Below are 26,064 nucleotides of genomic sequence, written 5' to 3'. Positions count from 1 at the left end.
CTTCCGCTGAACCGCACGGTGTCGGGTCGCGCCGTACGGAGCCGAGTACTCATCGCAGGGAATGCGCGCGTAATCTACGCGCACCCGGCCCGACCGGCAACCCTTCGGGCACAAGTCGCGGATGCCGCGGGCCGCCGAGCGGCCGACGCAGGCCAGGTCAGACGCGACCGGTGAAGACCGGCCGACGCTTCTGCTGGAACGCGGCGAAGCCCTCGCGGTAGTCGTCGGTGTCGCAGAGCGCCGCCTGGGCGCGGTTCTCGTCGGCCATCGACGCCCAGAGTCCGAGCCGGTCGTCGCGGAGCGACGCGACGAGCGCCTTCGAGGCGATGAACGCCTGCGTGGCCCCGGAGGCCGCGGCGCGGGCCGCGGAGCGGGTGGCATCCGTCACCTCGTCGGCGGGGAACGCCTGCGAGAACAGCCCGGCCGCGACCGCCTCGGCGCCCGTCATGAGGCGGCCGGTGACGATGAGGTCCATGGTGCGGTGCGCGCCGAGCCGCTCGACGAAGAGCGCGTGCCCGCCGGAGTCGAGGGTCGCGCCGAGGTTCGCGAACGGCGAGCCGATCTTCGCGGTGTCGGCGACGTAGACGATGTCGCTCGCCACGAGCAGTCCGAGCCCGACGCCGAGGCACGCGCCGTGCGCGATCGCGAAGGTGGGCGCCGGGAACGCGGCCATGCGCTCGAGCAGCGGCTGCACTCGGCCGCCGAGGTAGCCGAGCACGTCGTCGTCGCGCGGGTCGACGCCCGAGATGTCGCGGCCGGCGCAGAACGCCCGGCCCTCGCCGCGCAGCACGAGGGCGCGCACGTCGCCGGCCTCGGCGAGGCGCTCGGCCTCGGCGTAGGCGGCGGTGAGCTCGTCGAGCCCCCGCTCGTCGAGTGCGTTGAGCTTCTCGGGGGCGTTCAGCACGATCTCGGCGACGCCGTCGGCCACGGTGATCTCGATCATGCTCGTTCCGTTCCTGTAGAAGATGGTCCGTTCGATGGTCGGCTCACGGCCGATCGGATGGGTCGGTCGATTCCGGTGCTCACACGTCGTAGTCGACCGTGACGCGGTCGGAGGTCGGATGCGACTGGCACGTGAGCACGTACCCTCGTTCGAGCTCGTCGGGCTCGAGCGCGTAGTTCTCGGTCATCGTCACGTCGCCGTCGACGAGCCGGGCGCGGCAGGTGCCGCACACGCCGCCGGCGCAGGCGAACGGCACGTCGGGCCGAACCCGGAGCGCCGCGTTCAGGATCGACTCGTGCGCCGAGACCGGGCTCTCGACGGTCGAGGACTGCCCGTCGAGCGTGAACTCGATCGCGAACGTGCGCTCGCCCTGCAGCACCTCGACGGGCCGGCCGCGCTGCGGCTCGACGCGGTCGGCGTCGGTCGTGAACAGTTCGTACCGCACATGCTCGGTGGGCACGCCGCGCTCGGCGAGGGTGTCGCGGGCGAGCTGCACGAGCTCGAACGGCCCGCAGAGGAACCACTCGTCGACCGTCTCGGGGCGGATGAGCACGTCGAGCATCGTGCCGAGCTTCTCGGCGTCGATGCGGCCCGAGAGCAGCGGCGCGGTGCGCTGCTCCCGCGAGAGCACGTGGTGCAGCGCGATCCTCGAGGGGTAGCGGTCCTTCAGTTCGGCGAGCTCCTCGAGGAACATCACGTCGAGCGTCGACCGGTTCGTGTAGATGAGCTCGAACTCGGATGTCGCGGAGCGGGCCAGCACCGTGTGCGCGAGCGCCATCAGCGGCGTGATGCCCGATCCTGCGGCGATCGCGACGACGTGCTTGCCGTCGAGTGCGTCGAGGGTCGACGTGAAGGTGCCCTGGGGACTCATCACGTCGAGGGCGTCACCGGCCTTCAGCTCGGCGTTCGCCCACGTCGAGAAGATGCCGCCGAGGTCGCGCTTGATGCCGACCGAGATCGTGGCGCTCCCGTCGGCGGACCGCTCGGGCGGGCGGCAGATGGAGTAGCTGCGGCGGCGCTCGTGGCCCTCGAGGTCGGTGCGGAGGGCCACGTACTGCCCCGGCAGGTAGGCGTACTCGTCGGCGAGCTCGGGCGGCACCGCGAACGTGACCTCGACGGCGTCGGCCGTGAGTGGACGCACCTCGGCGACCTCGAGCCGGTGGAACCTCGCACGGCGGCGGGTCGGCAGGTGGCCGCCGCCCACGGTGGAGGCGAGGAACGCCTCGGCCGCGGCATCCGTCGGTCGGGTCGTCGTCGACCCGAGGTTGCGCGCGGCCATCAGAGCACCTTGAAGTAGTCGAAGGGCTCGAGGCAGTCGCGGCACTCGTAGAGCGCCTTGCACGAGGTCGAGCCGAAGCGGGCGAGTTCGCGGGTGTTCAGGGAGTCGCAGCGCGGGCACTTGACCGCGAGCTGCACGCGCACCGGTCCGGCGTCGCGCGCGGCGGCCCGGCCGGTGGGCGCTTGGATGCCGTAGCGGCGCAGCTTCGCCTTGCCCGTCTCGCTCATCCAGTCGGTGGTCCAGGCGGGCGCGAGCACGAGGTCGACGTGCACGTCGTCGTAGCCGGCGTGGGTGAGCGCCAGCACGACGTCGTCGCGCATGGCGTCGAGGGCGGGGCATCCGCTGTACGTGGGCGTGAGCTGCACGCGCACGACGCCGTCGTCGTCGACGACCGCCGAGCGCAGCACCCCGAGGTCCTCGATCGTCAGCACCGGGATCTCGGGGTCGGTCACGGTCGCCGCGACGTCCCATACGCGTGCGTCGGCCGGGCGCGTCGGGCGCACGGCGACGGTCTCCGCCGGTCGAGTAGGGCGCACAGCGCCCGTATCGAGACCAGCGGATGCCGCGGGCCGGGCGAGCGCGGTCACCACGATGCACCCGGGTGCCGGCGTGCGAGCACCTGCATCTCGGCCAGGAGCGGCCCGAGGTGCTCGGTGTGCCGGCCCTCGCGTCCGCCGCCGGAGGCGATGAACGCCGTGCGGCCGGTCGGGCGTTCGAGCTCCGCCTCGGCGAACACGGCGTCGACGGCCGCCTCGAACGCGGGGCGCAGGGTCGACGGCAGCACGGCGACGCCGTCGGCGGCGAGCCGCTCGACGAGCGCGTCGTCGGCGAAGAGCTCGTCGACGTACGGCCAGGTATCGGTCACGGCCATGATCATGCGGCGGCGCGACTCGTCGGTGCCGCCCGCGAGGCGCAGCACCCATTGCACGGCGTGGTCGCGGTGGTAGTCGACCTCCTTGACCGACTTCGCCGCGATGGCCGCGATCGTCTCGTCGGTCGAGCCCTCGAGCGCGCCGTAGAGCTCGTAGAGGTACAGCGACGCGACGAGCTGGCGCGCGATCGTGTGCGCGAAGTCGCCGTTCGGCTGCTCGAAGAGCCACGCGTTGCGGAACTCGGGCTCGCCGCGCCAGTACGCGAGATCGTCCTCGCTGCGGCCGGTCGCCGTGCCCGCGTAGTGCAGCAGCGAGCGGGCGTGGCCGATGAGGTCGAGGCCGATGTTGCCGAGGGCGACATCCTCCTCGAGTTCGGGGGCGCGCGTGATCCACATGCCGAGCTGCTGGGCGAGCACAAGGGCGTCGTCGCCGAGGCGCATGGCGTACTCCGCGGCATCCGCCGATGCCACGCGACCGGCGCCGAGGATGCCGGCGCCGGCGAGCTCCTCGGCGAGCGCGAGCTCGTCGACGGTGACGGAGCCGTGGGCGTCGTGGCCGGCATCGTGGCCCGTGTCGTGCCCGGCATCGTGCAGGGAGGGCGTGCTCACAGGTGCTTCACCCCTTCGCTCTTCGTGTAGTAGACGGCGTGCCGGTAGTTCTTGCCGGCGGGGCTCTCGAAGAAGGCGCCCTTCGCGTCGGGGTCGCTCGTGGTGATCGCATCGGCGGGCACCACCCAGATCGACACGCCCTCGTTGCGGCGCGTGTAGAGGTCGCGCGCGTTGCGCACGGCCATGTCGGAGTCGGGCGCGTGCAGCGAGCCGACGTGCACGTGGCTCAGGCCGCGGTTGGCGCGCACGAAGACCTCCCACAGGGGCCAGGGCTCGGTTCCCATCTCGCCGGGGGTGCTCATCACGCCACCGCCCCGGATGCCGCGAGCTGCCGCTCGGACTGCTTGCGGGCGTACTCGGCAGCGGCCTCGCGCACCCAGGCGCCCTCGTCGTGGGCCTCGCGGCGTCGGCGGATGCGCTCGGCGTTGGCCGGTCCGCGGCCGGCGAGCACCTCCTCGAACTCGGTCCAGTCGATCTCGCTCATGTCGTACTCGCCGGTCTCCTCGTTGAAGCGCAGGTTCGGGTCGGGCAGCGTGACGCCCATGACCTCGGCCTGCGGCACGAGCATGCCGACGAAGCGCTGGCGCAGGTCGTCGTTCGAGAAGCGCTTGATGTTCCACGCCATCGACTGCGCCGAGTTCGGCGACTGGTCGTCGGGCGGGCCGAACATCTGCAGCGCGGGCCAGTACCAGCGGTCCACGGCGTCCTGCGCCATCTGCTTCTGGGCGTCGGTGCCCTGCATGAGCTCGAGCAGGATCTCGAAGCCCTGGCGCTGGTGGAACGACTCCTCCTTGCAGATGCGCACCATCGCCCGACCGTAGGGGCCGTACGACGCGCGGCACAGCGGAACCTGGTTGCAGATCGCGGCGCCGTCGACGAGCCATCCGATCGCGCCCATGTCGGCCCACGTCGGGGTGGGGTAGTTGAAGATCGACGAGTAGCGCGCGCGGCCCTCGATGAGCTGGTTCATCATCTCGTCGCGCGTGATGCCGAGCGTCTGCGCGGCGGAGTAGAGGTAGAGCCCGTGACCGGCTTCGTCCTGCACCTTGGCCATGAGGATCGCCTTGCGCTTCAGGCTCGGCGCGCGCGTGATCCAGTTGGACTCGGGCTGCATGCCGATGATCTCGGAGTGCGCGTGCTGGCTGATCTGGCGGATGAGCGTCTTGCGGTACGCGTCGGGCATCCAGTCGCGGGGCTCGATGCGCGAGTCCGCGGCGATGAGGTCGTCGAACTGCGCCTGCTCGGGCGAGCGCTCGGGTTCGACCACGCTGAGGTCAGCGGGTGAGGTCATCGTCGACTCCTGTGTGTTCGCGGTTGCGGGTGCCGGCGGCATCCGTTCGTCTCCGAACATAATACTAACCGATCGTTCAGTTAGTATATAGTCGGAGATGCGCCGCAGCAATGGCGCCCGGAACTCGACGAGGAGCTTCACATGACGGATGCCGCGACCGCCGCCCCGATCAACCGCGAGATGATGCAGCGCGACCGTGCTGCGGCATCCCTCGGCCTCGTCGTCGAACGCGACGACCCCGGCCACGCCGTCGTATCCATGCTCGTGCGCGAGGACATGACGAACGGGTTCGCCATCACCCACGGCGGCTTCGTGTTCGCCCTCGCCGACACCGCGTTCGCGATCGCCTGCAACGAGGACGAGACCGTCACGGTCGCCGCCGGAGCCGACATCACGTTCCTGAAGTCCACCGCCGCCGGCCAGACCCTGACCGCCACGGCGGTGCGTCGCACCCGGTCGGGCCGCACGGGCATCTACGACGTCACGGTCGTCGACGAGCACGGTGAGCCCGTCGCCGAGTTCCGGGGCCGCTCCGTCTCCACCAACCGAACCTTCTGACCTGTCCGCGAACCAGGAGCACCACGTGTCGACGACGACCCTCTCCCCCAGCACGACCACCACGACCGCGCGTGCGAGCGTCTCCGGACTCGTGCCCGCGGCATCCGACGCCCTCGATGCCGAAGAGCGGATGACGCGCACCGAGCTCGAGGCGCTGCAGCTCGAGCGGCTGCAGCAGACCGTGCGCCACGCCCACGCGAACGTGCCGCTCTACACGCGCAAGTTCGACGAGGCGGGCGTGCACCCCGACGACATCAGGACGCTGGCGGATGTCGCGAAGCTGCCGTTCACGACCAAGGCCGACCTGCGCGACACCTACCCGTTCGGCATGTTCGCCGTGCCGATGGAGCAGGTCGCGCGCATCCATGCGTCGAGCGGCACCACCGGGCGGCCGACGGTCGTGGGCTACACGAAGGGCGACCTCGAGCGCTGGGCGCAGCTCATCGCCCGCTCGCTGCGCGCGAGCGGCATCCGCCCGGGCATGAAGGTGCACAACGCCTACGGCTACGGCCTCTTCACCGGCGGGCTCGGCGCGCATGCCGGCATCGAGGCGCTCGGCGCCACCGTCATCCCGATGTCGGGCGGGCAGACCGCGCGCCAGGTGCAGCTCATCACCGACTTCGAGCCCGACGCGATCCTCTGCACGCCGAGCTACCTGCTGACCATCGCCGATGCCATGGTCGAGGCCGGCATCGACCCGCGCTCGACCTCGCTCAAGGTGGCCGTGCTCGGGGCTGAACCGTGGACGAACGAGATGCGCCACGAGCTCGAGGAGCGCCTCGGCATCGACGCGCTCGACATCTACGGCCTCAGCGAGGTCATGGGCCCCGGCGTCGGCAACGAGTGCCTCGAGACGAAGGACGGCCCCCACATCTGGGAGGACCACTTCCTGCCAGAGGTCATCGACGGCGACAGCGGCGAGGTGGTCGCCGACGGCGAGATGGGCGAGCTCGTGTTCACCTCGCTCACGAAGGAGGCCTTCCCGGTCATCCGCTACCGCACGCGCGACCTCACGCGCCTGCTGCCGGGCACCGCGCGCCCTGCGATGCGCCGCATCGAGAAGATCACCGGTCGCAACGACGACATGATCATCCTCCGCGGCGTGAACCTGTTCCCGACGCAGATCGAGGAGATCGTGCTCGGCATCGAGCACCTCACGCCGCACTTCATCCTCGAGCTCACGCGCAACGGCCGCATGGACGCCATGACCGTGCGCATCGAGCGGCACCCCGACCTCTCCCGCGAGACGTGCGAGGCGGCATCCGTGGTGCTCGCGAAGAAGATCAAGGTGCTCATCGGCTCGACCGTCGAGGTCCGGCTCGAGGAGCCCGGCGCACTGCCCCGGAGCGAGGGCAAGTACAAGCGGGTCTACGACCTGCGCAACGCCTGAGCCGCTGGTTCGCCGAGCGGCCTGCGCGCTGACCGACCGTTCGGATGGGAGACTGGGGGCGATGTCAGAGAACACCTCACTTCGCCGTGGACGCCCCGGCTACGACCAGCAGGGCATCCTCGACGTCGCCGTCGCGGCCTTCAACGAGTTCGGCTACGACGCGACCTCGATGGGCGTGCTCGCCGAACGGCTCGGGCTCTCGAAGTCGGCGATCTATCACCACTTCACCTCGAAGGACGAGATCCTCGACCGGGCGCTCGACTCCGCGCTGGCCGCGCTCGAGGGCGTGCTCGAGGACGCGGATGCCGCGGGCGGGCGCGCTGCCGATCGCCTCGACCTCGTGCTGCGCGGCGCCGTGCACGTGCTCGTCGACCGCCTGCCCTCGGTCACCCTGCTGCTGCGCGTACGCGGCAACACGGAGGTGGAGCGGCGGGCGCTCGAACGCCGGCGCGCGTTCGACAAGCGGGTCACCGCCCTCGTCTCCGAAGCGCAGGGCGAGGGGTCCCTCCGCAGCGACCTCGACGCGAGCGTCGTCTCGCGCCTCACGTTCGGCATGATCAACTCGATCGTCGAGTGGTACCGCCCCGGCGGCACCGAGACCGCCGACCGGCTGGCCGACGACGTCGTCGCGGTCGCCCTCGACGGCCTGCGCATGCCGACGTCGAACCGCGTCGCCGACCTGCTGGCCTGATCGGTCGCCCGGCCGCGCAGCGCTTGCCGCCGCACAGGCGGTTGTCGGCGGCATCCGACAGAGTGGGCGCATGACCCCTGCCGACTCCGTGTTCTTAGACCTGCACGCGGCGGCGCTCGGCGCGCTGCGCGAACTCGTGGGGCGCGACGATGCGACGTTCCACGACGGCCAGTTCGAGGCGATCCGGGCGCTCGTCGAGGGGCGCAGGCGGGCACTCGTCGTGCAGCGCACCGGGTGGGGCAAGTCGGCGGTGTACTTCGTCGCGACGCTGCTGCTGCGCCGCGAGGGCGCCGGGCCCACCGTGCTCGTCTCGCCGCTGCTCGCCCTCATGCGCGACCAGATCGCGGCCGCCGAGCGCGCGGGAGTGCGTGCGGTGGCCATCAACTCCACGAACGCGCACGAGTGGGCCGACGTGCTGGCGAAACTCGACGCCGACGAGGTCGACGTGCTGCTCGTCTCCCCCGAGCGGCTCAACAACCCGTCGTTCCGCGAGCAGCAGCTGCCCGCGCTCGTGCGACGCATGGGCATGCTCGTCGTCGACGAGGCGCACTGCATCAGCGACTGGGGGCACGACTTCCGACCCGACTACCGTCGCCTGCGCGACCTCATCGCGCAGATGCCGGCCTCGGTGCCGGTGCTCGCGACCACGGCCACCGCCAACAGCCGCGTCGTGGCGGATGTCGCCGAGCAACTGGGGTCGACCGCGGCCGGCGGCGACGCGGGCGAGGGCGTGCTCACGATCCGCGGGCCGCTCGCCCGCACGTCGCTGCGCCTCGGCGTGCTGCGGCTGCCCGACTCGGCGAGCCGCCTCGCGTGGCTGCTCAGCCACCTCGACGACCTGCCGGGCTCCGGCATCATCTACACGCTCACCGTCTCGGCCGCGACCGACATCGCCAGGGTGCTCCGCGAACGCGGACACGAGGTGCGCGCCTATACCGGGCAGACCGACACCGACGAGCGCGAGGAGTCCGAGGGCATGCTCAAGCGCAACGAGGTCAAGGCGCTCGTCGCCACGAGCGCGCTCGGCATGGGCTTCGACAAGCCCGACCTCGGGTTCGTGCTGCACCTCGGCGCCCCGTCGTCGCCCGTCGCGTACTACCAGCAGGTCGGCCGCGCGGGCCGCGCGAGCGAGAGCGCCGACGTGCTGCTCATGCCCGGCACCGAAGACCGCGCGATCTGGCACTACTTCGCCACCGCGTCGATGCCCGACGAAGAACGTGCGCACCGGGTCATCGGCGAGCTCTCCGACGTGCCGCTCTCGACCCCCGCCCTCGAGGCCAGGGTCGACATCCGCCGCACGCCGCTCGAACTCCTGCTCAAGGTGCTCGACGTCGACGGCGCGGTGCGCCGCGTGTCGGGCGGTTGGGTCGCCACGGGTCAGCCGTGGACGTATGACGCCGAGCGGTACTCGCGCATCGCGGCCGAGCGCGAGGCCGAGCAGCAGCACATGATCGACTACGAGCAGACCGACGCCTGCCGCATGGAGTTCCTGCAGCGTTCCCTCGACGACGAGACGGCCGCGCCGTGCGGCCGCTGCGACAACTGCGCCGGCGTCTGGTACCCGGGCGACCTCGCCGAGGGCGCCGCCGAGGCGGCATCCGGAGCCCTCGATCGCGTCGGCGTGCCCGTCGAGCCTCGCAAGGCGTGGCCGACGGGCGCCGACCGGCTCGGCGTGCCCGTCAAGGGGCGCATCGCCCCCGGCGAGCAGGCCGGCGAGGGCCGGGCGCTCGCCCGCCTGACCGATCTCGGCTGGGGCGGCACGCTCCGCGAGGTCTTCGCTGCCGGTGCACCAGACGCACCCGTGACCCCGCAGATGCTCGACGCGTGCGTGCGCGTGCTCGCCGACTGGGGCTGGGCAGAGCGTCCCGTCGCCGTCGTCTCGATGCCCTCGCGCTCGCACCCCGAGTTGGTGCGCTCGCTCGCCGAGGGCATCGCCCGCATCGGCCGACTGCCCTACCTCGGCGCGCTCGAACCCGCGAACGGCGGACCGAGCGGGCAGCCGGGCGGCAACAGCGCGTTCCGCCTGGCGGGAGTCTGGCAGCGGTTCTCCGCCTCGGGGATCGACGTGCCGAGCGGCGGCGTACTGCTCGTCGACGACCTCGCCGACAGCAAGTGGTCGCTCACCGTCGCCGCGCGCGAGCTGCGACTGGCCGGTGCCACGTCGGTGCTGCCGTTCGTGCTCGCACTCCGCGGCTGACACCCGCCCGCGAGGCTGAGAGTCGCACTGCGCGGCTGGCACCCGCCCGTGAGCCTGAGAGTCGCACTGCGCGGCTGGCACCCGCCCGTGAGGCTGAGCGTCTGAGGGTCGCCACGCACGACTCGGCTCGGGCTCCGGCCCTCTGCTCGCGTCCCTGACTCACGTCTGCCTGGGTCGGATCCACGCCTCGGCTCGATGTTCCGCTCTCGCGCTCACCACACGAACGGGCCCGTGTTCGCGTGCGCGCCGCCACTCGACCACTGGGTTTCCCATTTGAGGGGGAACTGGCATACCGATTCTGAACAACGTGCGGCCAGGCCGCGCCCGGGATCGTGGAGTTCCGAACGAGCACCGCAGTCCGGTGGGCGGCGAGCGCAGTGCAACGGGCGCCGCACGCAGGCCCCCCACGACTGGCACGGGCAGGACACAGGCACGGCGCGACGCTAGGCCGCCGGCTCGAGCTCCTTCGCCACGAGGGTCAGCACGTCGTAGCTGGCCACGAGCTCGTCGCGCTGGTTGCGCAGCACGGCGTCCCAGCGCACCTCGCCGTACTCGTCGGTCTCGCGCGGCGTGATCTGCTTCGCCGTGAGCTCGACGCGAATCGAGTCGCCCGGCGAGACCGGCGTCACGAAGCGCAGGTTCTCGAGTCCGGAGTTCGCGAGCACCGGGCCGGGCGCGGCGTCGACGAAGAGGCCGGCCGCCCACGACACGAGCAGGTACCCGTGCGCGACCCGGCCAGGGAAGAACGGGTTGGCCGCGGCCGAGGCCTCGTCCATGTGGGCGTAGAACGTGTCGCCGGTGAAGTGCGCGAACGTCTCGATGTCCTCGAGCGTCACGGTGCGCGAACCCGACACGACCTGGTCGCCGATGCGCAGCTCGGCGAGCGACTTGCGGAACGGGTGCGGTTCGCCGGCGTCGGCATACGGGGTCGACGTCGCGCCGGCATGCCACACGCCCGTGAGGGCCGTGAGCATCTCGGGCGAACCCTGCACCGCGGTGCGCTGCATGTGATGCAGCACCGCGCGGATGCCGCCGAGCTCCTCGCCGCCGCCCGCACGACCCGGACCACCGTGCACGAGGTTCGGCAGCGGCGAGCCGTGGCCGGTCGAGGTGCGCGCGTCGTCGCGGTCGAGCAGCAGCAGTCGGCCGTTGTAGGCCGCGATGCCCGAGGCGAGCGCCACGGCGACCGCGGGGTCGTGCGTCGCGACGCTCGTGACGAGCGATCCACCGCCGAGTGCCACGAGCCGCACCGCCTCGTCGACGGTCTCGTAGCCGACGATCGAGGTCACCGGCCCGAACGCCTCGACCTCGTGCAGGGCGGGGCTCGCGGCATCCGCGAACCGCAGCATGACGGGTTCGACGAACGCGCCGTCGGAGGCTTCACCCGTCGAGCCGTCGGCGAGCCGCACGCTCGGCGCTTCGGTGGAGCCGATCACGACCTCGCCGCCCTCACCGGCGAGCCGTCGCACCTGGCGCAGCACCTCGTCGCGCTGCTCGAGCGACGCGAGCGGGCCCATGGTCACGCCGTCGACCCGCGGGTCGCCGATCACGACGCGTTCGGCGATGCGCGCCCGCACCGCCTCGATCACCCCATCGACGGATGCCGCGGGCACAACGGCCCGGCGGATCGCGGTGCACTTCTGCCCCGCCTTCGTGGTCATCTCGGCGACGAGCTGCTTCACGTACGCGTCGAACTCCGGCGTGCCGGCGACGGCATCCGGACCGAGCACGGAGGCGTTGATCGAGTCGGTCTCGCTCGTGAACCGCACGCCGCCGGTCTGCACCGAGTCGTTCGCGCGCAGCCGCTCGGCCGTCGAGGCCGAGCCGGTGAAGGCGACGAGGTCGCCGAGCCGCAGGTGGTCGAAGAGGTCGGGCACGCTGCCCGAGACGAGTTGCAGCGACCCCTCGGGCAGCAGCCCGGACTCCACGAGGATGCGCACGAACGCCTCGGCGAGGTATCCGGTCGGCGTCGCGGGCTTGACGAGGCTGGGCACCCCCGCGAGGAACGCGGGCGCGAACTTCTCGAGCGAGCCCCACACCGGGAAGTTGAAGGCGTTGATCTGCACGGCCACGCCCGGCAGGCGCGTGTAGATGTGCCGCCCGAGGAACGAGCCGTCCTTCGAGAGCGGCTCGACACCGCCGTCGACGTACACCTGCGAATTCGGCAGCTCGCGGCGACCCTTCGACGAGTAGGCGAAGAGCACGCCGATGCCGCCGTCGATGTCGACCCACGAGTCCTGCTTCGTGGCGCCCGTGCGGCTCGACAGCTCGTAGAGCTCCTGCTTGCGCTCGGTGAGCGCGAGGGCCATCTGCTTCAGCACCACGGCCCGCTGGTGGAAGGTCAGGGCGCCGAGCGATCGCTGCCCGACGGTGCGCGCGTACTCGAGCGCGGCGCCGTGGTCGAGGCCGGCGGTCGAGACCCGCGCCACGACCTCGCCGGTCGACGCGTCGCGCACCTCGGTCGCGGGTGCCGCATCGGGCGACCCCGCGGCATCCGGAGTCCACCACGCGCCCTCGATGTAGCTCGGCAGGATCGTGATCATTCGGGGTGCCTTTCTTCGAACGGACGTCGAGACGTCGCAGATGGCGATGTCAGGGTGGCGGAGGTCGCCATTCGCGACTTCTCGAGGAGGAGTTGGTCGCGAGCACTCACGGGGTGTCCCACACGTAGAAGCCCTCGCCCGTCTTGCGGCCGAGCTTGCCCTCGGCGACCATGCGGCGCATGAGGGTCGGCGGCTCGAAGCGTTCGCCGAGGGTCGAGGCGAGGTACTCGGCGATGCCGAGTCGCACGTCGAGGCCCACGAGGTCGGTCAGGCGAAGCGGTCCGACCGGATGCTTGTAGCCGAGCGTCATCGCCTGGTCGATGTCTTCAGCCGAGGCGACGCCCGACTCGAGCATGCGGATCGCCTCGAGGCCGAGCACGACGCCGAGGCGCGACGACGCGAAGCCCGGGGCGTCGGCGACCACGATCGGCGTCTTGCCGATGGCGCGCACCCAGTCGCGCGACGCGTCGACGAGCGTCGGCTCGGTGGCGCGCCCGCGCACGATCTCGACGAGCGCCGACGCGGGCACGGGATTGAAGAAGTGCATGCCGAGGAACCGCGAGGGGCGTTCGAGCAGCGTCGCGAGCTCGTCGATCGAGATCGACGACGTGTTCGAGGCGAGCGCCGCGTCGTCGGCGAGCACCGCCTCGACCCGGGTCAGGGCGTCGATCTTCAGCTCGAGCTGCTCGGGCACGGCCTCGACCACGAGGCCGCAGGTCGCGAACGCGCCGACCTCGGTGCTCACGGCGAATCGCGCACCGATCGCCTCGGCGCCCTCGTCGGCGGTGCCGCGGGCGACGGATGCCGCGACGGACTCGAGCACGCGCGCCCTCGCCGCGGCCGCGGCATCCGCATCGCGTTCGACGACGGTGACGCGCGACCCGGCGAGGAGGAACGCGTGCGCGATGCCCGCGCCCATGCGGCCACCGCCGAGCACGCCGACGTCGCGCGGGGCTCCGGCGTTGGTCAGGCGGTCGCTCACTTCTGCTTCCTCTCGAGGAACTCGGTCATGCGGCGGAACTTCTCGGGGCTCTCGAAGAGCACGGCCTGGGCCTCGAGGTCGGCCACGGGATGCTCCGCGCGCGGCGCTCGGAACACGCGCTTCGTCGCGATGGTCGCATCGCGGTCGTTGCGGGCGATACGGTCGGCGATCGCATGCGCCGCGTCGAGGAGGGACGCCTGCGGATGCAGCGAGCTGACGAGCCCGATCGCGAGGGCCTCGTCGGCCTCGACGGTGCGCCCGGTGAGCAGCAGCTCGGCCGCGCGCGCGTCGCCGACGATCTCCTTGAGCCGCCAGCTCGCGCCCGCCGCGGCGAGGATGCCGAGCCCGGTCTCGGGGTTGCCGATCTTCAGCGACGACGTGGCGATGCGGATGTCGGCCGCATACGCGAGCTCGGCCCCGCCGCCGAGGGCGTAGCCGTCGAGCGCGGCGATGACGGGCATGGGCAGCTCGGCGACGCGGATGAACGCGTTCGCGTTGATGCCCCGGCGCGCGTCGTCGGCGCGACGCTCGCGCAGCTCGGCGATGTCGGCGCCCGACGCGAACACCCCGCCCGTGCCGGTGAGGATCAGGATGCGCGGGATCGCCTCGAGCTCGGCGCACAGCACGTGCAGGGCGTCGATGGTGCGCTGGTCGATCGCGTTGCGCACGCCTGGCCGGTTGAGCGTCGCGACCACCCGGTCGGCACGCCGCTCGATGCGCAGCGGGGAGTCGTCGGGAACGTCGGCGGGCGTCGGGCTGCCGGCTGCGGCATCCGTCATGAGAGCCGCTCCACGATGAGGGCCGAGCCCTGGCCGACGCCGACGCACATGGTCGCGAGGCCGTAGCGCGAGCCCTCGCGCTCCATGCGGCCGAGCAGGGTGACGATCAGTCGCGAGCCCGACGAGCCGAGCGGATGCCCCAGGGCGATCGCCCCGCCGTCGGCATTGACGCGTTCGGGGTCGAGTCCGAGGCGACGGATGCAGGCGAGGGACTGCGTCGCGAAGGCCTCGTTGAGTTCGATCGACCCGATCTCGTCGAGGTCGATGCCCGCGCGCTCGAGCGCCTTCTCGGTCGCCGGAACGGGTCCGAGGCCCATGATCTCGGGCGCGAGGCCGGCGGAGGCGCCGACGACGACCCGGGCACGGGGCGTGAGTCCGAGCCGCTCGACCGCCTCGGCGCTCGCGACGAGGATCGCGGAGGCGCCGTCGTTCAACGCGCTGGAGTTGCCCGCCGTGACGACCGAGCCGCCGGCGACGACCGGACGCAGGCGGGCGAGCGCCTCGAGCGTCGTCTCGGGGCGTGGGCCCTCGTCGACGAGCACCTCGCCGCGGTGGGTGGGCACGCCGACGATCTCCGCCTCGAACCGGCCCGCGGCGATCGCGGCGGCGGCGCGCTGCTGGCTGCGCAGCGCGAAGGCGTCGGCCTCCTCGCGTGTGATGCCGTCGATCCTGGCGACCTCTTCAGCGGTCTCGGGCATCGCGTAGGTGGCCTTGTCGCGGGCGAGCAGCTCGGGATTCGGGAACCGCCAGCCGATCGAGGTGTCGTAGGCGGCACCCGGACGCGCCCACGCCTTCTCGGGCTTGGCCTGCACCCATGGCGCCCGTGTCATCGACTCGACGCCGCCCGCGATGATGAGGTCGGCGTCGCCGGCGCGGATCGCCTGGGCCGCCATCGTGATCGCCGACATGCCCGAGGCGCAGAGGCGGTTGACCGTGATGCCGGACACCTCATCGGGGAGCCCCGCGAGCAGCACCGCCATGCGGGCGACGTTGCGGTTGTCTTCGCCCGCCTGGTTGGCGGCGCCGAGGATGACCTCGTCGATCGCGCCGAGCTCCCCGGCGGCGTCGAGGCCGACGCGGCGCACGAGTTCACCGACCACGAGCGCGGCGAGGTCGTCGGGCCGCACGCTCGCGAGCGCGCCCCCGTATCGACCGACGGGCGTGCGCACGCCTCCGACGAGGTAGGCCTCGGCCATCTGCTCTCCTGACGTCATCGTCCGTTTCGAAGTTCGTGTCCGATCGAATTAGTGACCGACCGTTCAGGAAGTAATTATGGCACGCTCACGGGCGAGGCCGCCACCGCGATCATGTCCCGGCTCCGATCACGGCGCCCTCGGGAAGATTCCGGGATGCGCCTGCGTTGCCCCACTGCATGGGTTGGAATGAAGACGTCATAGAGAAGTTCCGCAACAGCAACGGCACCGAGAACTACTGGGGTCCGAAGCTGGTCATCCTGCACTCGATCGGGGCGAAGTCGGGTGAGACGCACCTGAATCCCGTCGTCGGCTTCCGCAACGAGCACGGGTGGCGCGTCGTGGCGTCGAAGGGCGGCTCGCCCGAGAACCCCGCCTGGTACCACAACCTGCGCGCGAACCCGACGTTCGAGCTCGAGGCGCTCGTCGACGGCGAGGTCGTGACGCAGACGGTGACGGCGACGCAGATCTCTGACGACGAATGGCAGCAGGCATACGCGGCGATCGTGGCCGAGGAGCCGCAGTTCGGCGACTACCTCGAGAAGACCGATCGCCGGATCCCGGTGTTGCAGCTCACTCCGCTCGCGGCCTGAGCTTCCGACTTCCCGGGCCGGCGCCCGTCTCGCTCATCAGTCGTGAGGCGGGCGCCGCAGTCGCTTGACGTCGGTGCGCCGCTTCTTCGCATCGAGGCGACGCTCCTTCGAGCCACGACTCGGCTTCGTCGCCCGTCGCTTCGGCGACGGCGGCCGCAGGGCTTCGGCCACGAGCGCGGCGAGCCGCTCCCGCGCGGCATCCCGGTTGCGCAGTTGCGCGCGATGCTCGGATGCCGCGATCGTCAGCACGCCGTCGACCAGGCGACTGCCCAGGCGCTCGAGGAGCCGCTCGCGCTGCAGCGGCGAGAGCACGGCGGAGCCCGCGACATCCCAGACCAGCTCCGCTCGGGAGTCGGCCGTGTTCACGCCCTGCCCGCCGGGGCCCGACGACCGCGAGAACCGCCACGACAGCTCCGACTCGGGAATCGTGAGTGCGGAGTCGACCCGAAGACCGGGACGGTGGGCGGCAGGCATGGATCCATCATCCCGCGGCATCCGGCCACCGAATGCGACGCGCCCCGGGCTGCGCGTGCAGACCGGGCGCGAACGGGAGAGGCTCAGGCCGTGACGAGGCCGGAGCGACCGCCGGGGCCGAGGTACTTCGATGAGCCGAGGCCGACGATGAGGTATCCGATGAGCGAGAACCAGAACAGCAGGAAGAAGCTGAAGACGCCGCCCTTGCCGAATGCCCGCCCGACGCCGAAGGCGACGATGATCGCGGCGACGATGTTCACGATCGGAATGAAGTAGAGCAGCACGAACGCGCCGTGGTAGCCCGCGATCTTCACCAGCACGTAGATGTTGTAGATCGGCACGATCGCGGCCCAGCCCGGGTAGTCGGTCTTCGCGAAGACCAGCCACAGCGTGATCGCCCAGATGATGTAGCCGATGATCGAGCCGAAGACGTATCCGCCGTTCAACCCGGGATCCTGCGTGACCAGGTCACCGGTGTCGGCCAAGACGGAGAACGCATCCATGGTTCACTCCAACCCTGCAGTGCTGCAGTCTCGTGGGCGGGCGGCGCCGGGGTGGTCCACCCGCGCCGAGCCTATTGACCTCCCGATCCATGACGAAGGAGGCGCGCCCGCCATGCGGGCACGCCTCCTGGCGTCGCGGCATCCGCAGCTCACTCGAGCAGGTCGCGCCCCTTGGTCTCCTTGACGAGCGAGACGCCGACCAGCGAGATGACGCTCGCGATCGCGATGTAGACGCCGATCGTCCACGACTGCCCGGTGGTCGTGATGAGTGCCTCGGCGATCATCGGTGCGAAGGCCCCGCCGAGGATGGCGCCGAACGCGTAGCCGATCGAGACGCCCGAGTAGCGCACGTTCGCGGGGAACATCTCGGCGTACAGCGCGGCCTGCGGACCATACGAGAGGCCGAGGCCGATGGTCATGACGAACAGCGCGACGAAGTACCAGACCACGTCGCCGGTGTCGATGAGGAACCACATCGGCACGGCCCAGAGGGCGAGGATCACGTAGCCGATCTGGAAGGTGCGCACTCGGCCGAGCCGGTCGGAGACGCGGCCGCCCCAGAGCGTGAAGATCAGCCAGCCGAACGACGCGAAGGTGGTGGCGAGGAGCACGGTCGGGCGATCCATGCCGAGTGCCGTGACCGCGTAGGTCGCGAAGTAGGCGATGAGCAGGTAGCCAGCGGCGTTGTTCGCGATGAAGATAACCGCGGTGAGCACGACCTGCTTGGTGTTGTGGCGGAAGAGCTGGCGCAGCGGGGTCGAGGACTCCTTGCGGCGACGCAGGAGCTCCTCGAACACGGGGCTCTCCTCGACGGCCCGGCGGATGACGTAGCCGACGGCGATGAGCACGATCGAGAGCAGGAACGGGATGCGCCAGCCCCACGCCATGAACGCCTCGGGGGACATCGAACTCGTGAGCACCCACAGGGTGAACGTCGCGAGGATCATGCCGATCGGCACGCCGATCTGCGGGAACGCGCCGAAGAAGCCGCGGCGGCCGTTCGGGGCGTGCTCGACGGCCATGAGCGCCGCGCCGCCCCACTCGCCACCGGCCGAGAAGCCCTGCAGGATGCGGAGCAGGATCAGCAGGATGGGCGCCGCGATGCCGATCGCCGCGTAGGTCGGCAGGAAGCCGATGAGCGAGGTCGACAGGCCCATCATGATGAGCGTGAAGACGAGCATCCGCTTGCGGCCGAGCTTGTCGCCGAGGTATCCGGCGACGATCGCGCCGAGCGGGCGGAACAGGAACGAGATGCCGATCGTGGCGAACGAGAGCACCTGGGCGAGCCCCGGGTTCGACTCGGCGACGGGCGCGAGGAAGAGCGGCGCGAGCACGAGACCGGCCGCCTGGGCGTAGATGAAGAAGTCGTACCACTCGATCGAGGTGCCGACGAGGGTGCCGGCGAGCACCCTCCGCTCCTCGGCGGGCATGCGCCCGGTCTGCGTGCGCTCTCTGGCTTCGGTGGACATGCGAACTCCGTTGTTCTGGCGTGCTCGGGGGAAGGGACCCGGAAGCCGTCTGCGTCGCCCGACTTCCTGACCGATTGTTCGGTTGGGAATTCAGGGTACGCACTCAGCGGTCCGCCGCGCAACCCGAACGGGTGACACGGATGCTCCTGGACGCCAGGGCTCAGACCTTGTCGAGGACCTCTCGGCGTCCGGCCTCGCGAGCGTCCTCGACGAGCCGGTCGACCTTCGAGGTGCGCCGACGACGGCCGAGGGCGAGCCCGAGCACGATGAGGCCCAGCGCGAGCAGGAGCACGAGTTGCGGCAGCGGCAGGGCCCAGACGATCACCGTCTCGGTGGCGGGGTGCACCGCCAGCTGAGTTCCGTCGGGTCCGACGGCGGTGGCGTCGGCGACGACTGGAACAGTCACGGGGCCGATGGGCCACACGGCGGGGATCGTGAAGGTCAGGGTGCGCTGCTCGCCCGGCAGGAGGTCGGCGCTCGTCGGGCCGGCCGCGCCGGATGCGTCGGCCTCGAACCCGGTCGCGGGGATCCGGTCGCCACCGGACTCGACTGCGCCCTCGACCGCGAGGGCGACGTTGCCCGCATTCTCGACCACGCCGGTCACCTCGAGGCGGCCGGGTTGGAAGGGGTTCCACGAGATGACGTACCGGCCGTCCGCGGCGAGGGCGACGGCCGGCGCGAGTTCGCCGGTCACGCGCGTCATGACCCGGAATCCGACGCGACTCTCGACGCCCACCCGGGCCCCGTCGCCGGTCGAGGTCGACAGGATGGATGCCGCGACGCCGGCCGCGTGGTCTCCGGGTGTGGCGTCAGCGGGCACGGCGACGGTGAACGGCACGATCGAGGTCGCGCCCGGCGCCACGGTGACGGAGTCGGCCACCGAGATCCACGCTCCGGCGTCGACGGACTCCTGGTCGGAGGGCAGCATGTTGAACCGGCCCGTCGACGTGAGATAACCGTCGGCAGCCGTGATCGCGAACGTCACCTCCTCGTCTCCGAGGTTGTGCACCGCGAGGTGCTCCGTGGCGGACGCCCCCGGGTCGAGTTCGAGCTCGACCCGGGAACGCCCGTCGGGCCCGGTGGCATCCGCCGGAGCGACCGACCAGGTCACCGCGGGCGCCGACTCCTCCGCCGACACGGAGGCCGACGCGGGCGAGGCCGCCGACGTCGCGAGCGCCCCCACGACGATGAGCGCAGCCGCGGCCGACACGGCCGTACGCGAAAGGAGGAGACGGCGCATGGTTCCTACTCGAACAGGGACAGGGTCAGGGTCGCAGCATAGTTGCCCGGCGCGACCGTTGCCGGCGTGCGCAGGAACAGGTCCGCGTTCGCCGTCCACTGCCCCTCGGTCGCGATCTCGCCGGAATCGAAGGCCATCGCGAGCAGTTCCTGGTCGACGAGGCCGTACGGGTTCGGCGCGGCCTCGTCCATGACCGTGTCGACCTGGTCGCCCTCGGAGACGAGTCCGGACTCACCGCCGTCGATGAGCTGCGGCGCCCATCCGAGATGCTCGGCCCCGATCGACGGCTGCCCGGCGTCGCCGACGAAGTCGCTCGACGTGCCGAGCACGTACCAGTACGCGTCATCCGGGATCTCCTCGGCGGACCTGGTGTCGGTGATCGTCACCGTCGGCAGCTCACCGGTGAACTGCCGAACGGTGTCGGTCGACCCCTCCTCGACGAGGGCGGTCGAGGAGCTCGCCACCGTCATCGCGAGCACGCCGGGCTCGACGATCTCGGGGATGGCGACCTGCACGTCGACCTCGCCGTTGCCGTGGTTCTCCTCGGCGGCCGCGATGCCGGCGACGCCCACGAGCATCAGGGCTCCGAGGCCGATCGCGCAGCCTCGCGCCGCGTTTCTGATCTTCTTCATGTCCTGCTCTTCCTGTCTGGTTTCTTCGGTGGGTCAGCGACCGGCGGATGCCCCGCCACGACGTCGGGCGCAGTCGGATGCCGTATCGGCGGCATCCGTCGTCCACATGACGGGCTGCGCCGACGAAGCGGTGACCGCCACGGGATCGACGGCATCGATCCCGGTTTCGAGCTCATGCGCCTGCACTCGAGTGCTTCATTGAACGGTGCCGGCACGGATTCAATCTCTTCTGCGCCGCCGGCTTTGTCAAGTCAAAGATCCGATGTCTAAGGATCTTTTTGGCTATGCCAACGATCTAGACCATGATTCCTCGCAGATTGTTCATATCTTTGGACCCCACCAAACCAGATCTCCTTGCTGATGCCGGGGTTCGAGCGCATCCGCCGAGCCGGGTCGACGGCCCGGCGGATGCGCATCGAGGGGTCAGCGGCAGTCGGTCGCCCCGTATAGGGCATCCACCGTCTGCGTGACGGCCACGCCGTCGACGACCGCGGTCACGGTAGTCGAGACCGTGCCGGCGGCGAGCTGGGCGACCCTGGTCGTGAACGCGTGCGTGGCGTTCGCATCGGGCGCGATCCCGCCGATCGTCTTCGCGCCGTACGCCGTCTGCAGCGCCGCGGAGATAGGCACGTCGGCCGTGTTGTGCACCCTCGCGGTGACGACGGCCTTCTTGGCGACGCATCGCGTGCTCGCCGTGACCTCGACGTCGAGCGCCGGCGCCGCCAGTTCGTCCGCCGTGACGATCAGCCAGCTCAGTTGCACGTCGGGGCCCCGAGTCGGGCTCAGTGCGAAGTCGATCCGACCGTCCGCACCGACCGAGACCCCCGCGTACGCGGCCGTCTGGTCGGTGGCGTCGAAGTCGTGGTCGGCCTCGACCACCGTGCCGTTGACGGTGACCTTCGCACCCCGGTCGTCCCATTGCGCCCACGGGTCCGAGTAGCCCGCGAAGACCGTGTAGGTCCCCGGAGCCAGGCCGTCGAAGCGATAGGCGAGGTCGGCGCCGCCGGTCGCATAGCGGAGCGTCGAGAACATCGATCCGCTCTCGTCGCCTGCAACGGCGTTCGCATCGCCGAGGTACCCCCACGACGCGTGCGTTCCGGGATCGACGCCGTACTTCTGGTCGGGGCTGCTGTTCAGCACGGATGCCTCGGCCGACGCCGCTTCGATGAGCGCCGTCCAGTCGGCGGTCCGCTGGCCACCGGCGTTGACGGCGTACCGCACATGCTCGGGCACGACCGCGACCGAGCGGGTGAATGTGCGTCCGCCGAACCCGGGCAGGGTGCCGGTCACGGTCACGGTTCCGGGCAGGTCGAGCGAGCCGTCGACCGACCACTCGACTGCCTGCGAGGTCGTCTCGCCGTTCTGCTCGACCGTCACCGTCGGCACGTCGAACGGTCCGCCGATCGGGATGCTCGTGGGCACGCCCGTGACCTCCCACGCCGCCCACTGGTCGAGTTCGTCGAGCGTCCACTCGTCCCAGACCTCGACGGCGAGCGTGTCACCGCCCTCGCCCATGTTCAGCGGCAGCCAGACCAGGGGCGCGTTCTGCAGCGCGGAGTCGGAGCCGCCGTTCCAGCGATCGCCCATGTAGATGTACTTGCCGTGCTCGCGGTCGACGGGGATCACCGACGTCGGTTGCGTGTTCCACGAGTTCGACTGGGCCCACCACGGGAACGGGTCGCCGATCTCGGTCCAGTCGCCCATGAGGTCCGCCGCCGACGCGTACTTCGTCGGGTTCGGCGACCAGCCGCTGGTGCCCGAGGTGAGCAGGAAGTAGCGCTCGTCGTGCTTGAACATCGCCGGCGCCTCACGCGACCAGCCGACGAAGATGCGGTTGTAGTCCACGCCTTCGACTGCCTCGTCGGCCGGCGTGGCGAGGCCGGTGTACTCCTCGTCGAGCTTCGAGATGTACATCGTCCCGTTGTCCTCGCTCGAGTAGATGATGTATCCCGTGCCGTCGTCGTCGACGAAGAGGTTCATGTCTCGCGCCATGCCCGGATCGCCCCAGCCGTCGGGCGAGGAGTTCAGGGCTTGGTTCTCGATGTAGCGGAACGGGCCGAACGGTGAGTCCGCGATCGCCACGCCCGCCCTGGCCTTCGCGTACTGCGCGGTCGAGGTCTCGCTCGGTCCGTCCATGTGCGCCCACATGACCCACTTGCCGGTGCGTTCGTTGAAGATCACCTTCGGCCGCTCGATGATGGGCGGCGTCTGACCGGCCACGGGCGTCGTGCCGAGGTCGCGGTAGACGGCGTCCTTCTGCGCCTGGGTGTAGCTGCCGTACAGCGCGTCGAAGTACGGCTCGTCGAACTGCACCTTCGACGAGAGGGCGCGCAGCGCGAGGCCCTCATCGGTCCAGTTGTACAGGTCGGTCGAGCTGTAGACGTGAACGCCCGGTGCGGCGTGGTACCCGTTCGTGCGGTCCTCGCCGTAGAGGTAGTAGATCGTGCGACCCTCCTCGTCGGTCGAGGGCACCACCTGGCCGCCGTGCGCCTGGATCACGTTGCCGTTCGTGTCGAGCCATTCCTGGCCTGGGCGGAAACTCGTGTAGTTGGGGCCGACCGGCCCCTCGGGCTCGACGATCGTGAACCGCTGGTTCCCACCGCCGTTCGAGGTCCAAAGGCCGACGGATGCCCCGACCGACGTCGACTGGCCTGCGACGTCGAGCACGCGCTCGCGCGCCGGGTTCAGCAGGGTGAAGGTGGTGCCGTCGGTGGTGTTCGCGACCCATTGCGCCGAGGCATCCGCTCCGGCCTGCTCGTCGGTCAGGGTTCGCAGTTCGGTGCCGCTCGCATTGGCGGCGAGCGTGCGGCCGTCGGCCAGTCGCAGCGCGAACCGGTCGCTCGTGGTGCCGTCGCCCTCGCTCAGCCGCGTCGCGGTCCAGAGCTGGTTGGCATCGGCATCTGCTGCCGCGGCGTCGCCGAGCACGGTGGCGGGGTTTCCGGATGTCGCGGCGAGCGGCTTGCTGCTCTGCACGCCGACGAGGCGGAAGGTCTCGCCGTCGCGGACGGCCGGTGCGTCGGTGGCGGCACCGGAGGCCCCGGTCACCACGAACGTCGTGATCGACTTGGCGGGCACCGTGAGGTCTGCTGACGCCGTGGAGGCGTCGACCGCGACGGGCGCACCCGCGACGAGCGCGTTGGCCGAGGGGTCGCCGGCCGGCGACTCCGTCGTCACGATCGGCGTGACGGTCGCGCCCGCCGCGAGCTCGCCGAACTGCGAGAGATCGACCCGCACGGTCTGCTCATCGCCGGAGGTGTTCGTGTGCACGAGCACGGCTCCGGAGCCGTCGCCCTTGACCGCCGAGGTCGTCTGGGCGTCGTTCGTCGGCACGATGCGGTCGCCGGGCTCGATGTAGTGGGTGAAGTTGCGGATCGCGTCGAACTTGGAGTTCGTGACGACCTTGCACGACGGGTCGGCGTCGCCGTCGGCGAGCCGCCGCTCGGAGTCCCCGTCGTCGTTGCAGTCGAAGTCGATGAAGACCGAGCCCCAGTTGAGCTTCTCCTGCTCCGCCATGTTGTAGAGGTCCTCGACGGGCTGCCAGAGCACCCAGGCCGACGGGTCGAGCTCACGCAGGTCGCCCGTGATGTGCTGGGCGAGGCCGAGTCCGTTCTCGATGGAGGTCGGGTTCCACGAGTTGCCGCCCCAGTTGCCCTCCACCTCGCTCATCCACAGCGGCTTGTCGGCGGCCTTCGCGATGTCGCGCACCCGCAGGCGGTCACCCGTGCCGTACGTGTGCACGTTGAGCTGGTCGACGGCCTGCTTCGCCTCGGGCGTCCAGCCGTCCCAGTCAGCGACGAACCGTCCGGGGTTGGTCTCGTCGGGGCCGGAGAGGAGCGCCTCGGTCGTCGTGCCCGCGGCGGCGAGTTCCGCGTCGAGCGCGGTCAGCACCTGCGACTGCATCGCCGGTCCGACGTGCGCGCCCTCCTGGCGGCCGCCGGTCGGTTGCCCGTTGCCGCCGAGCGTCGTGCCCCAGTAGTTCGTGTTCGGCTCGTTGAGGGGGTCGATCGTGTCGAACTCGATGCCGTGCGCGTCTTCGACATGCTCGGCGACCGTCGTGAGGTAGGTGGCGAACTTCTCGACGGCCGCCGGCTTGATCTGCTCGGCGTTCGCGTCGAAGCCGCCGCTGACGTAGCCGCTCTCGGTCATGAAGTACGGCGGCGAGTTGCTGAACGCCTCCCACTTCGTGACGCGGTCCTTGATCTGATCGACCCAGGCGAGCTGTGCGGCGTCGGCGTCGAAGTCGTAGTCGGATGCCGCGTCGCCCGTCCATGCGGCCAGGTACCGGTCGCGGTCGGCGTAGCTCGAGGTGATCGCACCCTGGGCGTCGGTGAGCGGCGCATCCGCGTTCCACCAGCCGGGCACGGCACCGCCTGGGCGCAGGTAGTCGGACACGTCGGACGCGTTGCCGCCGCCGATGTTGTAGCGGGCGATGTTGAGGTTCATCCCCTCATCGCCGAACACCGAGTCGATGAGCTCGGTGCGCAGGGCCTCGGGGTAGTCGCCGGTGGCGTTCGCCATCCAGACGAGGCTCGTTCCCCAGCCCTCGAACTCGGGGCCGGTGACGGCGGGATTGGGTGTGAGCACGACGTCGGCCTCGGCTGCGGAGGCGGCGAGCGGCATGAATTGCAACGAACCTGCCACGGCGGCTGCGGCGGCGAGGGCCGCCGCGGCGGCGCGCGGGCGTGATTTCAAAGTGGACACCGTTGTCTCTTCCGATCAGGAATGTTGACGTCAACATTCAGATGTTGACGTCAACATATCGGACGACCGGGCTAGATGTCGAGAGAAATTCGAGAGACGGCAGAAGGTAAACGTTGTATCGCCCGATCCGCCCGGAAATGGACCGATGCCCGTGTCGGCGGGCGACACGGGCATCGGGTCAGGACGGTCGGCGGAGGACGCTCACGGCGACGACCGGATGACCCGAGTCCGAGCCGCCCGGCCCCTCCGAGTCACTCCTCGGCGGCATCCTCCGTGGGCTCGGGAGTCGGCGGGGTGGCGTCCGTCGGCGGGCCGAACAGCGTCCACGATCCCGAGGAGCACTCGTAGAACGCCCCCACCTCGGTGTCGACGTAGACGTCGCCGTCGGTGACGCACGTCTCCGGATCGGGCTCGCCCGTGCCGAGCAGCACCTGCGTGCCGGGCGCACCCGGTGCGCCCGTCTCACCGGTTGCACCGGTCTCGCCCGTGGCACCGGTCTCGCCGGTCGCGCCCGTCTCGCCCTTCGCGCCGGTCTCGCCCGTCGCCCCGGTGAGGTTCTCGGCGGCGGACGTGCGGATGTTGCCCGCGAGCGTCCAGTCGTCGTCCTGGAAGACGTACACGTCGGAGGTCGAGAGATCGATGTAAACGTCTCCCTCATACCCCTTGCCGGCCTCCGGCGCCCCCGTGCCGGCGCGAACCGCCGAACCCGCCGGGAGGATCTCCTCGAGGGCCTCCTCGTACGCGGCGTCATCGACCACCACGGGCGTCGGCGTGGGCGTCGCAGCCGCCTCGGTGCTCGCCGAGCCCGCGAGGAGCGAGCCGAGGAACGCCGCCACGAACGACAGCAGCACCACGGCGACGCCGACCAAGATGAGCGTCGCCGCGGTCACGCCCGCCGGCTTCTTCTCGGCGGGCGGCTCCGGTGGAGTGGCTCCGGTCGTCGTCACGGTCGTCGTCGCCTCCTGGCCGACGGCCCCCGTCGCCGCATCGCTCGCGGCCGGATCAGGCGGCGTCGTCGGTTCGGAAGGCGTCTGCTGCGGGTTGCCGTCGTCGACCATGTCGTGCCCCTCCACGTCTCGCACCAGGACTGGGCCGCGGGAGCGCGGCGATGGTGCGTGTCGCGCTC

The 26,064-nt window shown here is 70.8% G+C and carries 22 protein-coding genes; 5 read left to right on the top strand and 17 right to left on the bottom strand.

The annotated features are described in order from the left end of the window. Positions 1-157 precede the first annotated feature (157 nt). The 6 genes from ASE68_RS15360 to paaA form a co-directional block, all read right to left on the bottom strand. A complete protein-coding gene (locus ASE68_RS15360) occupies positions 158-943 on the bottom strand; it encodes an enoyl-CoA hydratase/isomerase family protein (protein WP_055861638.1) in 786 nt (261 codons plus the stop codon). Positions 944-1,022: 79 nt separating this feature from the next. Next, positions 1,023-2,222, bottom strand: coding sequence for a 1,2-phenylacetyl-CoA epoxidase subunit PaaE (paaE, locus tag ASE68_RS15355; protein WP_082462403.1), 1,200 nt, complete (start codon positions 2,220-2,222; stop codon positions 1,023-1,025). After that, entirely contained in the window at positions 2,222-2,725 is a 504-nt protein-coding gene (gene paaD / locus ASE68_RS15350) for a 1,2-phenylacetyl-CoA epoxidase subunit PaaD (protein ID WP_055861633.1), read from the bottom strand. The genes paaE and paaD overlap by 1 nt, the downstream gene beginning before the upstream one ends. 80 nt (positions 2,726-2,805) lie before the next feature. Then, complete coding sequence (gene paaC, locus ASE68_RS15345) at positions 2,806-3,702, bottom strand: 1,2-phenylacetyl-CoA epoxidase subunit PaaC (RefSeq protein WP_082462401.1); 897 nt, start codon at positions 3,700-3,702, stop codon at positions 2,806-2,808. Continuing rightward, complete coding sequence (gene paaB / locus ASE68_RS15340; protein WP_055861630.1) at positions 3,699-4,004, bottom strand: 1,2-phenylacetyl-CoA epoxidase subunit PaaB; 306 nt, start codon at positions 4,002-4,004, stop codon at positions 3,699-3,701. The genes paaC and paaB overlap by 4 nt, the downstream gene beginning before the upstream one ends. Further along, complete coding sequence (gene paaA / locus ASE68_RS15335; protein ID WP_055862549.1) at positions 4,004-4,993, bottom strand: 1,2-phenylacetyl-CoA epoxidase subunit PaaA; 990 nt, start codon at positions 4,991-4,993, stop codon at positions 4,004-4,006. The genes paaB and paaA overlap by 1 nt, the downstream gene beginning before the upstream one ends. Positions 4,994-5,134: 141 nt before the next feature. On the opposite strand from paaA, the gene paaI reads away from it, so the two are divergent. The 4 genes from paaI to ASE68_RS15315 all read left to right on the top strand — a co-directional run bounded on the left by paaI (position 5,135) and on the right by ASE68_RS15315 (position 9,829). Then, on the top strand, positions 5,135-5,551 hold the full coding sequence (paaI, locus tag ASE68_RS15330; protein ID WP_055861627.1) for a hydroxyphenylacetyl-CoA thioesterase PaaI: 417 nt from the start codon (positions 5,135-5,137) through the stop codon (positions 5,549-5,551). A gap of 130 nt (positions 5,552-5,681) precedes the next feature. Then, complete coding sequence (paaK, locus tag ASE68_RS15325) at positions 5,682-6,941, top strand: phenylacetate--CoA ligase PaaK (protein WP_082462453.1); 1,260 nt, start codon at positions 5,682-5,684, stop codon at positions 6,939-6,941. Positions 6,942-7,002: 61 nt separating this feature from the next. Further along, positions 7,003-7,632 carry a TetR/AcrR family transcriptional regulator gene (locus ASE68_RS15320; RefSeq protein WP_055861625.1) on the top strand — a complete coding sequence of 210 codons (630 nt, stop codon included), beginning with the start codon at positions 7,003-7,005 and terminating at the stop codon, positions 7,630-7,632. Positions 7,633-7,702: 70 nt separating this feature from the next. Next, a complete protein-coding gene (locus tag ASE68_RS15315; protein ID WP_055861622.1) occupies positions 7,703-9,829 on the top strand; it encodes a RecQ family ATP-dependent DNA helicase in 2,127 nt (708 codons plus the stop codon). Positions 9,830-10,272: 443 nt separating this feature from the next. Here ASE68_RS15315 and paaZ read toward each other — a convergent pair whose 3' ends face one another. From paaZ to ASE68_RS15295, 4 genes are all read right to left on the bottom strand, one after another. Further along, the gene (gene paaZ, locus ASE68_RS15310; RefSeq protein WP_055861619.1) at positions 10,273-12,372 is read right to left on the bottom strand and encodes a phenylacetic acid degradation bifunctional protein PaaZ; all 2,100 of its coding nucleotides are present in this window, start codon (positions 12,370-12,372) and stop codon (positions 10,273-10,275) included. A gap of 106 nt (positions 12,373-12,478) precedes the next feature. After that, positions 12,479-13,354, bottom strand: a complete 876-nt coding sequence (locus tag ASE68_RS15305) for a 3-hydroxyacyl-CoA dehydrogenase family protein (RefSeq protein WP_255353519.1) — start codon at positions 13,352-13,354, stop codon at positions 12,479-12,481. Next, a complete protein-coding gene (locus ASE68_RS15300) occupies positions 13,351-14,133 on the bottom strand; it encodes an enoyl-CoA hydratase/isomerase family protein (protein ID WP_055861616.1) in 783 nt (260 codons plus the stop codon). Before ASE68_RS15300 ends, ASE68_RS15305 begins: the two co-directional genes overlap by 4 nt. Beyond that, positions 14,130-15,329 carry an acetyl-CoA C-acyltransferase gene (locus ASE68_RS15295; RefSeq protein WP_055861613.1) on the bottom strand — a complete coding sequence of 400 codons (1,200 nt, stop codon included), beginning with the start codon at positions 15,327-15,329 and terminating at the stop codon, positions 14,130-14,132. The genes ASE68_RS15300 and ASE68_RS15295 overlap by 4 nt, the downstream gene beginning before the upstream one ends. 176 nt (positions 15,330-15,505) lie before the next feature. Here ASE68_RS15295 and ASE68_RS15290 point away from each other — a divergent pair, with 176 nt between their 5' ends. Beyond that, positions 15,506-15,919, top strand: coding sequence for a nitroreductase/quinone reductase family protein (locus ASE68_RS15290; protein WP_055861610.1), 414 nt, complete (start codon positions 15,506-15,508; stop codon positions 15,917-15,919). A 36-nt stretch (positions 15,920-15,955) separates the two neighbouring features. Here ASE68_RS15290 and arfB read toward each other — a convergent pair whose 3' ends face one another. The 7 genes from arfB to ASE68_RS20580 form a co-directional block, all read right to left on the bottom strand. After that, positions 15,956-16,393 (bottom strand): alternative ribosome rescue aminoacyl-tRNA hydrolase ArfB, encoded by a 438-nt coding sequence (gene arfB / locus ASE68_RS15285; protein WP_055861607.1) that lies wholly within the window; start codon positions 16,391-16,393, stop codon positions 15,956-15,958. A gap of 83 nt (positions 16,394-16,476) precedes the next feature. Continuing rightward, positions 16,477-16,896, bottom strand: a complete 420-nt coding sequence (locus ASE68_RS15280) for a DUF5684 domain-containing protein (protein ID WP_055861604.1) — start codon at positions 16,894-16,896, stop codon at positions 16,477-16,479. Between the two features lie 149 nt (positions 16,897-17,045). Continuing rightward, positions 17,046-18,365 carry an MFS transporter gene (locus ASE68_RS15275; protein ID WP_055861601.1) on the bottom strand — a complete coding sequence of 440 codons (1,320 nt, stop codon included), beginning with the start codon at positions 18,363-18,365 and terminating at the stop codon, positions 17,046-17,048. Between the two features lie 160 nt (positions 18,366-18,525). Continuing rightward, the gene (locus ASE68_RS15270) at positions 18,526-19,575 is read right to left on the bottom strand and encodes a WxL protein peptidoglycan domain-containing protein (RefSeq protein WP_200921764.1); all 1,050 of its coding nucleotides are present in this window, start codon (positions 19,573-19,575) and stop codon (positions 18,526-18,528) included. A 35-nt stretch (positions 19,576-19,610) separates the two neighbouring features. Further along, complete coding sequence (locus tag ASE68_RS15265; RefSeq protein ID WP_055861595.1) at positions 19,611-20,237, bottom strand: hypothetical protein; 627 nt, start codon at positions 20,235-20,237, stop codon at positions 19,611-19,613. A 423-nt stretch (positions 20,238-20,660) separates the two neighbouring features. After that, positions 20,661-24,938 carry a family 43 glycosylhydrolase gene (locus ASE68_RS15260; RefSeq protein WP_157421714.1) on the bottom strand — a complete coding sequence of 1,426 codons (4,278 nt, stop codon included), beginning with the start codon at positions 24,936-24,938 and terminating at the stop codon, positions 20,661-20,663. Positions 24,939-25,189: 251 nt separating this feature from the next. Continuing rightward, the gene (locus ASE68_RS20580; protein WP_055861589.1) at positions 25,190-25,996 is read right to left on the bottom strand and encodes a collagen-like protein; all 807 of its coding nucleotides are present in this window, start codon (positions 25,994-25,996) and stop codon (positions 25,190-25,192) included. Positions 25,997-26,064: the final 68 nt, after the last annotated feature.

Source organism: Agromyces sp. Leaf222, from assembly GCF_001421565.1.
In the GTDB taxonomy this organism is placed as follows: Bacteria; Actinomycetota; Actinomycetes; order Actinomycetales; family Microbacteriaceae; genus Agromyces.
Note: the sequence above shows the minus strand (reverse complement) of the source record. Positions and strands in the feature narration are given on the sequence as shown.

Excerpts from the sequence above, each read along its gene's own strand:
- ASE68_RS15360 (WP_055861638.1), bottom strand. The coding sequence starts at position 943 with ATGATCGAGATCACCGTGGCCGACGGCGTCGCCGAGATCGTGCTGAAC.
- paaE (WP_082462403.1), bottom strand. The coding sequence starts at position 2,222 with ATGGCCGCGCGCAACCTCGGGTCGACGACGACCCGACCGACGGATGCC.
- paaB (WP_055861630.1), bottom strand. The coding sequence starts at position 4,004 with ATGAGCACCCCCGGCGAGATGGGAACCGAGCCCTGGCCCCTGTGGGAG.
- paaA (WP_055862549.1), bottom strand. The coding sequence starts at position 4,993 with ATGACCTCACCCGCTGACCTCAGCGTGGTCGAACCCGAGCGCTCGCCC.
- paaI (WP_055861627.1), top strand. The coding sequence starts at position 5,135 with ATGACGGATGCCGCGACCGCCGCCCCGATCAACCGCGAGATGATGCAG.
- paaK (WP_082462453.1), top strand. The coding sequence starts at position 5,682 with ATGACGCGCACCGAGCTCGAGGCGCTGCAGCTCGAGCGGCTGCAGCAG.
- ASE68_RS15320 (WP_055861625.1), top strand. The coding sequence starts at position 7,003 with ATGTCAGAGAACACCTCACTTCGCCGTGGACGCCCCGGCTACGACCAG.
- ASE68_RS15315 (WP_055861622.1), top strand. The coding sequence starts at position 7,703 with ATGACCCCTGCCGACTCCGTGTTCTTAGACCTGCACGCGGCGGCGCTC.
- paaZ (WP_055861619.1), bottom strand. The coding sequence starts at position 12,372 with ATGATCACGATCCTGCCGAGCTACATCGAGGGCGCGTGGTGGACTCCG.
- ASE68_RS15300 (WP_055861616.1), bottom strand. The coding sequence starts at position 14,133 with ATGACGGATGCCGCAGCCGGCAGCCCGACGCCCGCCGACGTTCCCGAC.
- ASE68_RS15295 (WP_055861613.1), bottom strand. The coding sequence starts at position 15,329 with ATGGCCGAGGCCTACCTCGTCGGAGGCGTGCGCACGCCCGTCGGTCGA.
- ASE68_RS15290 (WP_055861610.1), top strand. The coding sequence starts at position 15,506 with ATGGGTTGGAATGAAGACGTCATAGAGAAGTTCCGCAACAGCAACGGC.
- arfB (WP_055861607.1), bottom strand. The coding sequence starts at position 16,393 with ATGCCTGCCGCCCACCGTCCCGGTCTTCGGGTCGACTCCGCACTCACG.
- ASE68_RS15280 (WP_055861604.1), bottom strand. The coding sequence starts at position 16,896 with ATGGATGCGTTCTCCGTCTTGGCCGACACCGGTGACCTGGTCACGCAG.
- ASE68_RS15275 (WP_055861601.1), bottom strand. The coding sequence starts at position 18,365 with ATGTCCACCGAAGCCAGAGAGCGCACGCAGACCGGGCGCATGCCCGCC.
- ASE68_RS15265 (WP_055861595.1), bottom strand. The coding sequence starts at position 20,237 with ATGAAGAAGATCAGAAACGCGGCGCGAGGCTGCGCGATCGGCCTCGGA.
- ASE68_RS20580 (WP_055861589.1), bottom strand. The coding sequence starts at position 25,996 with ATGGTCGACGACGGCAACCCGCAGCAGACGCCTTCCGAACCGACGACG.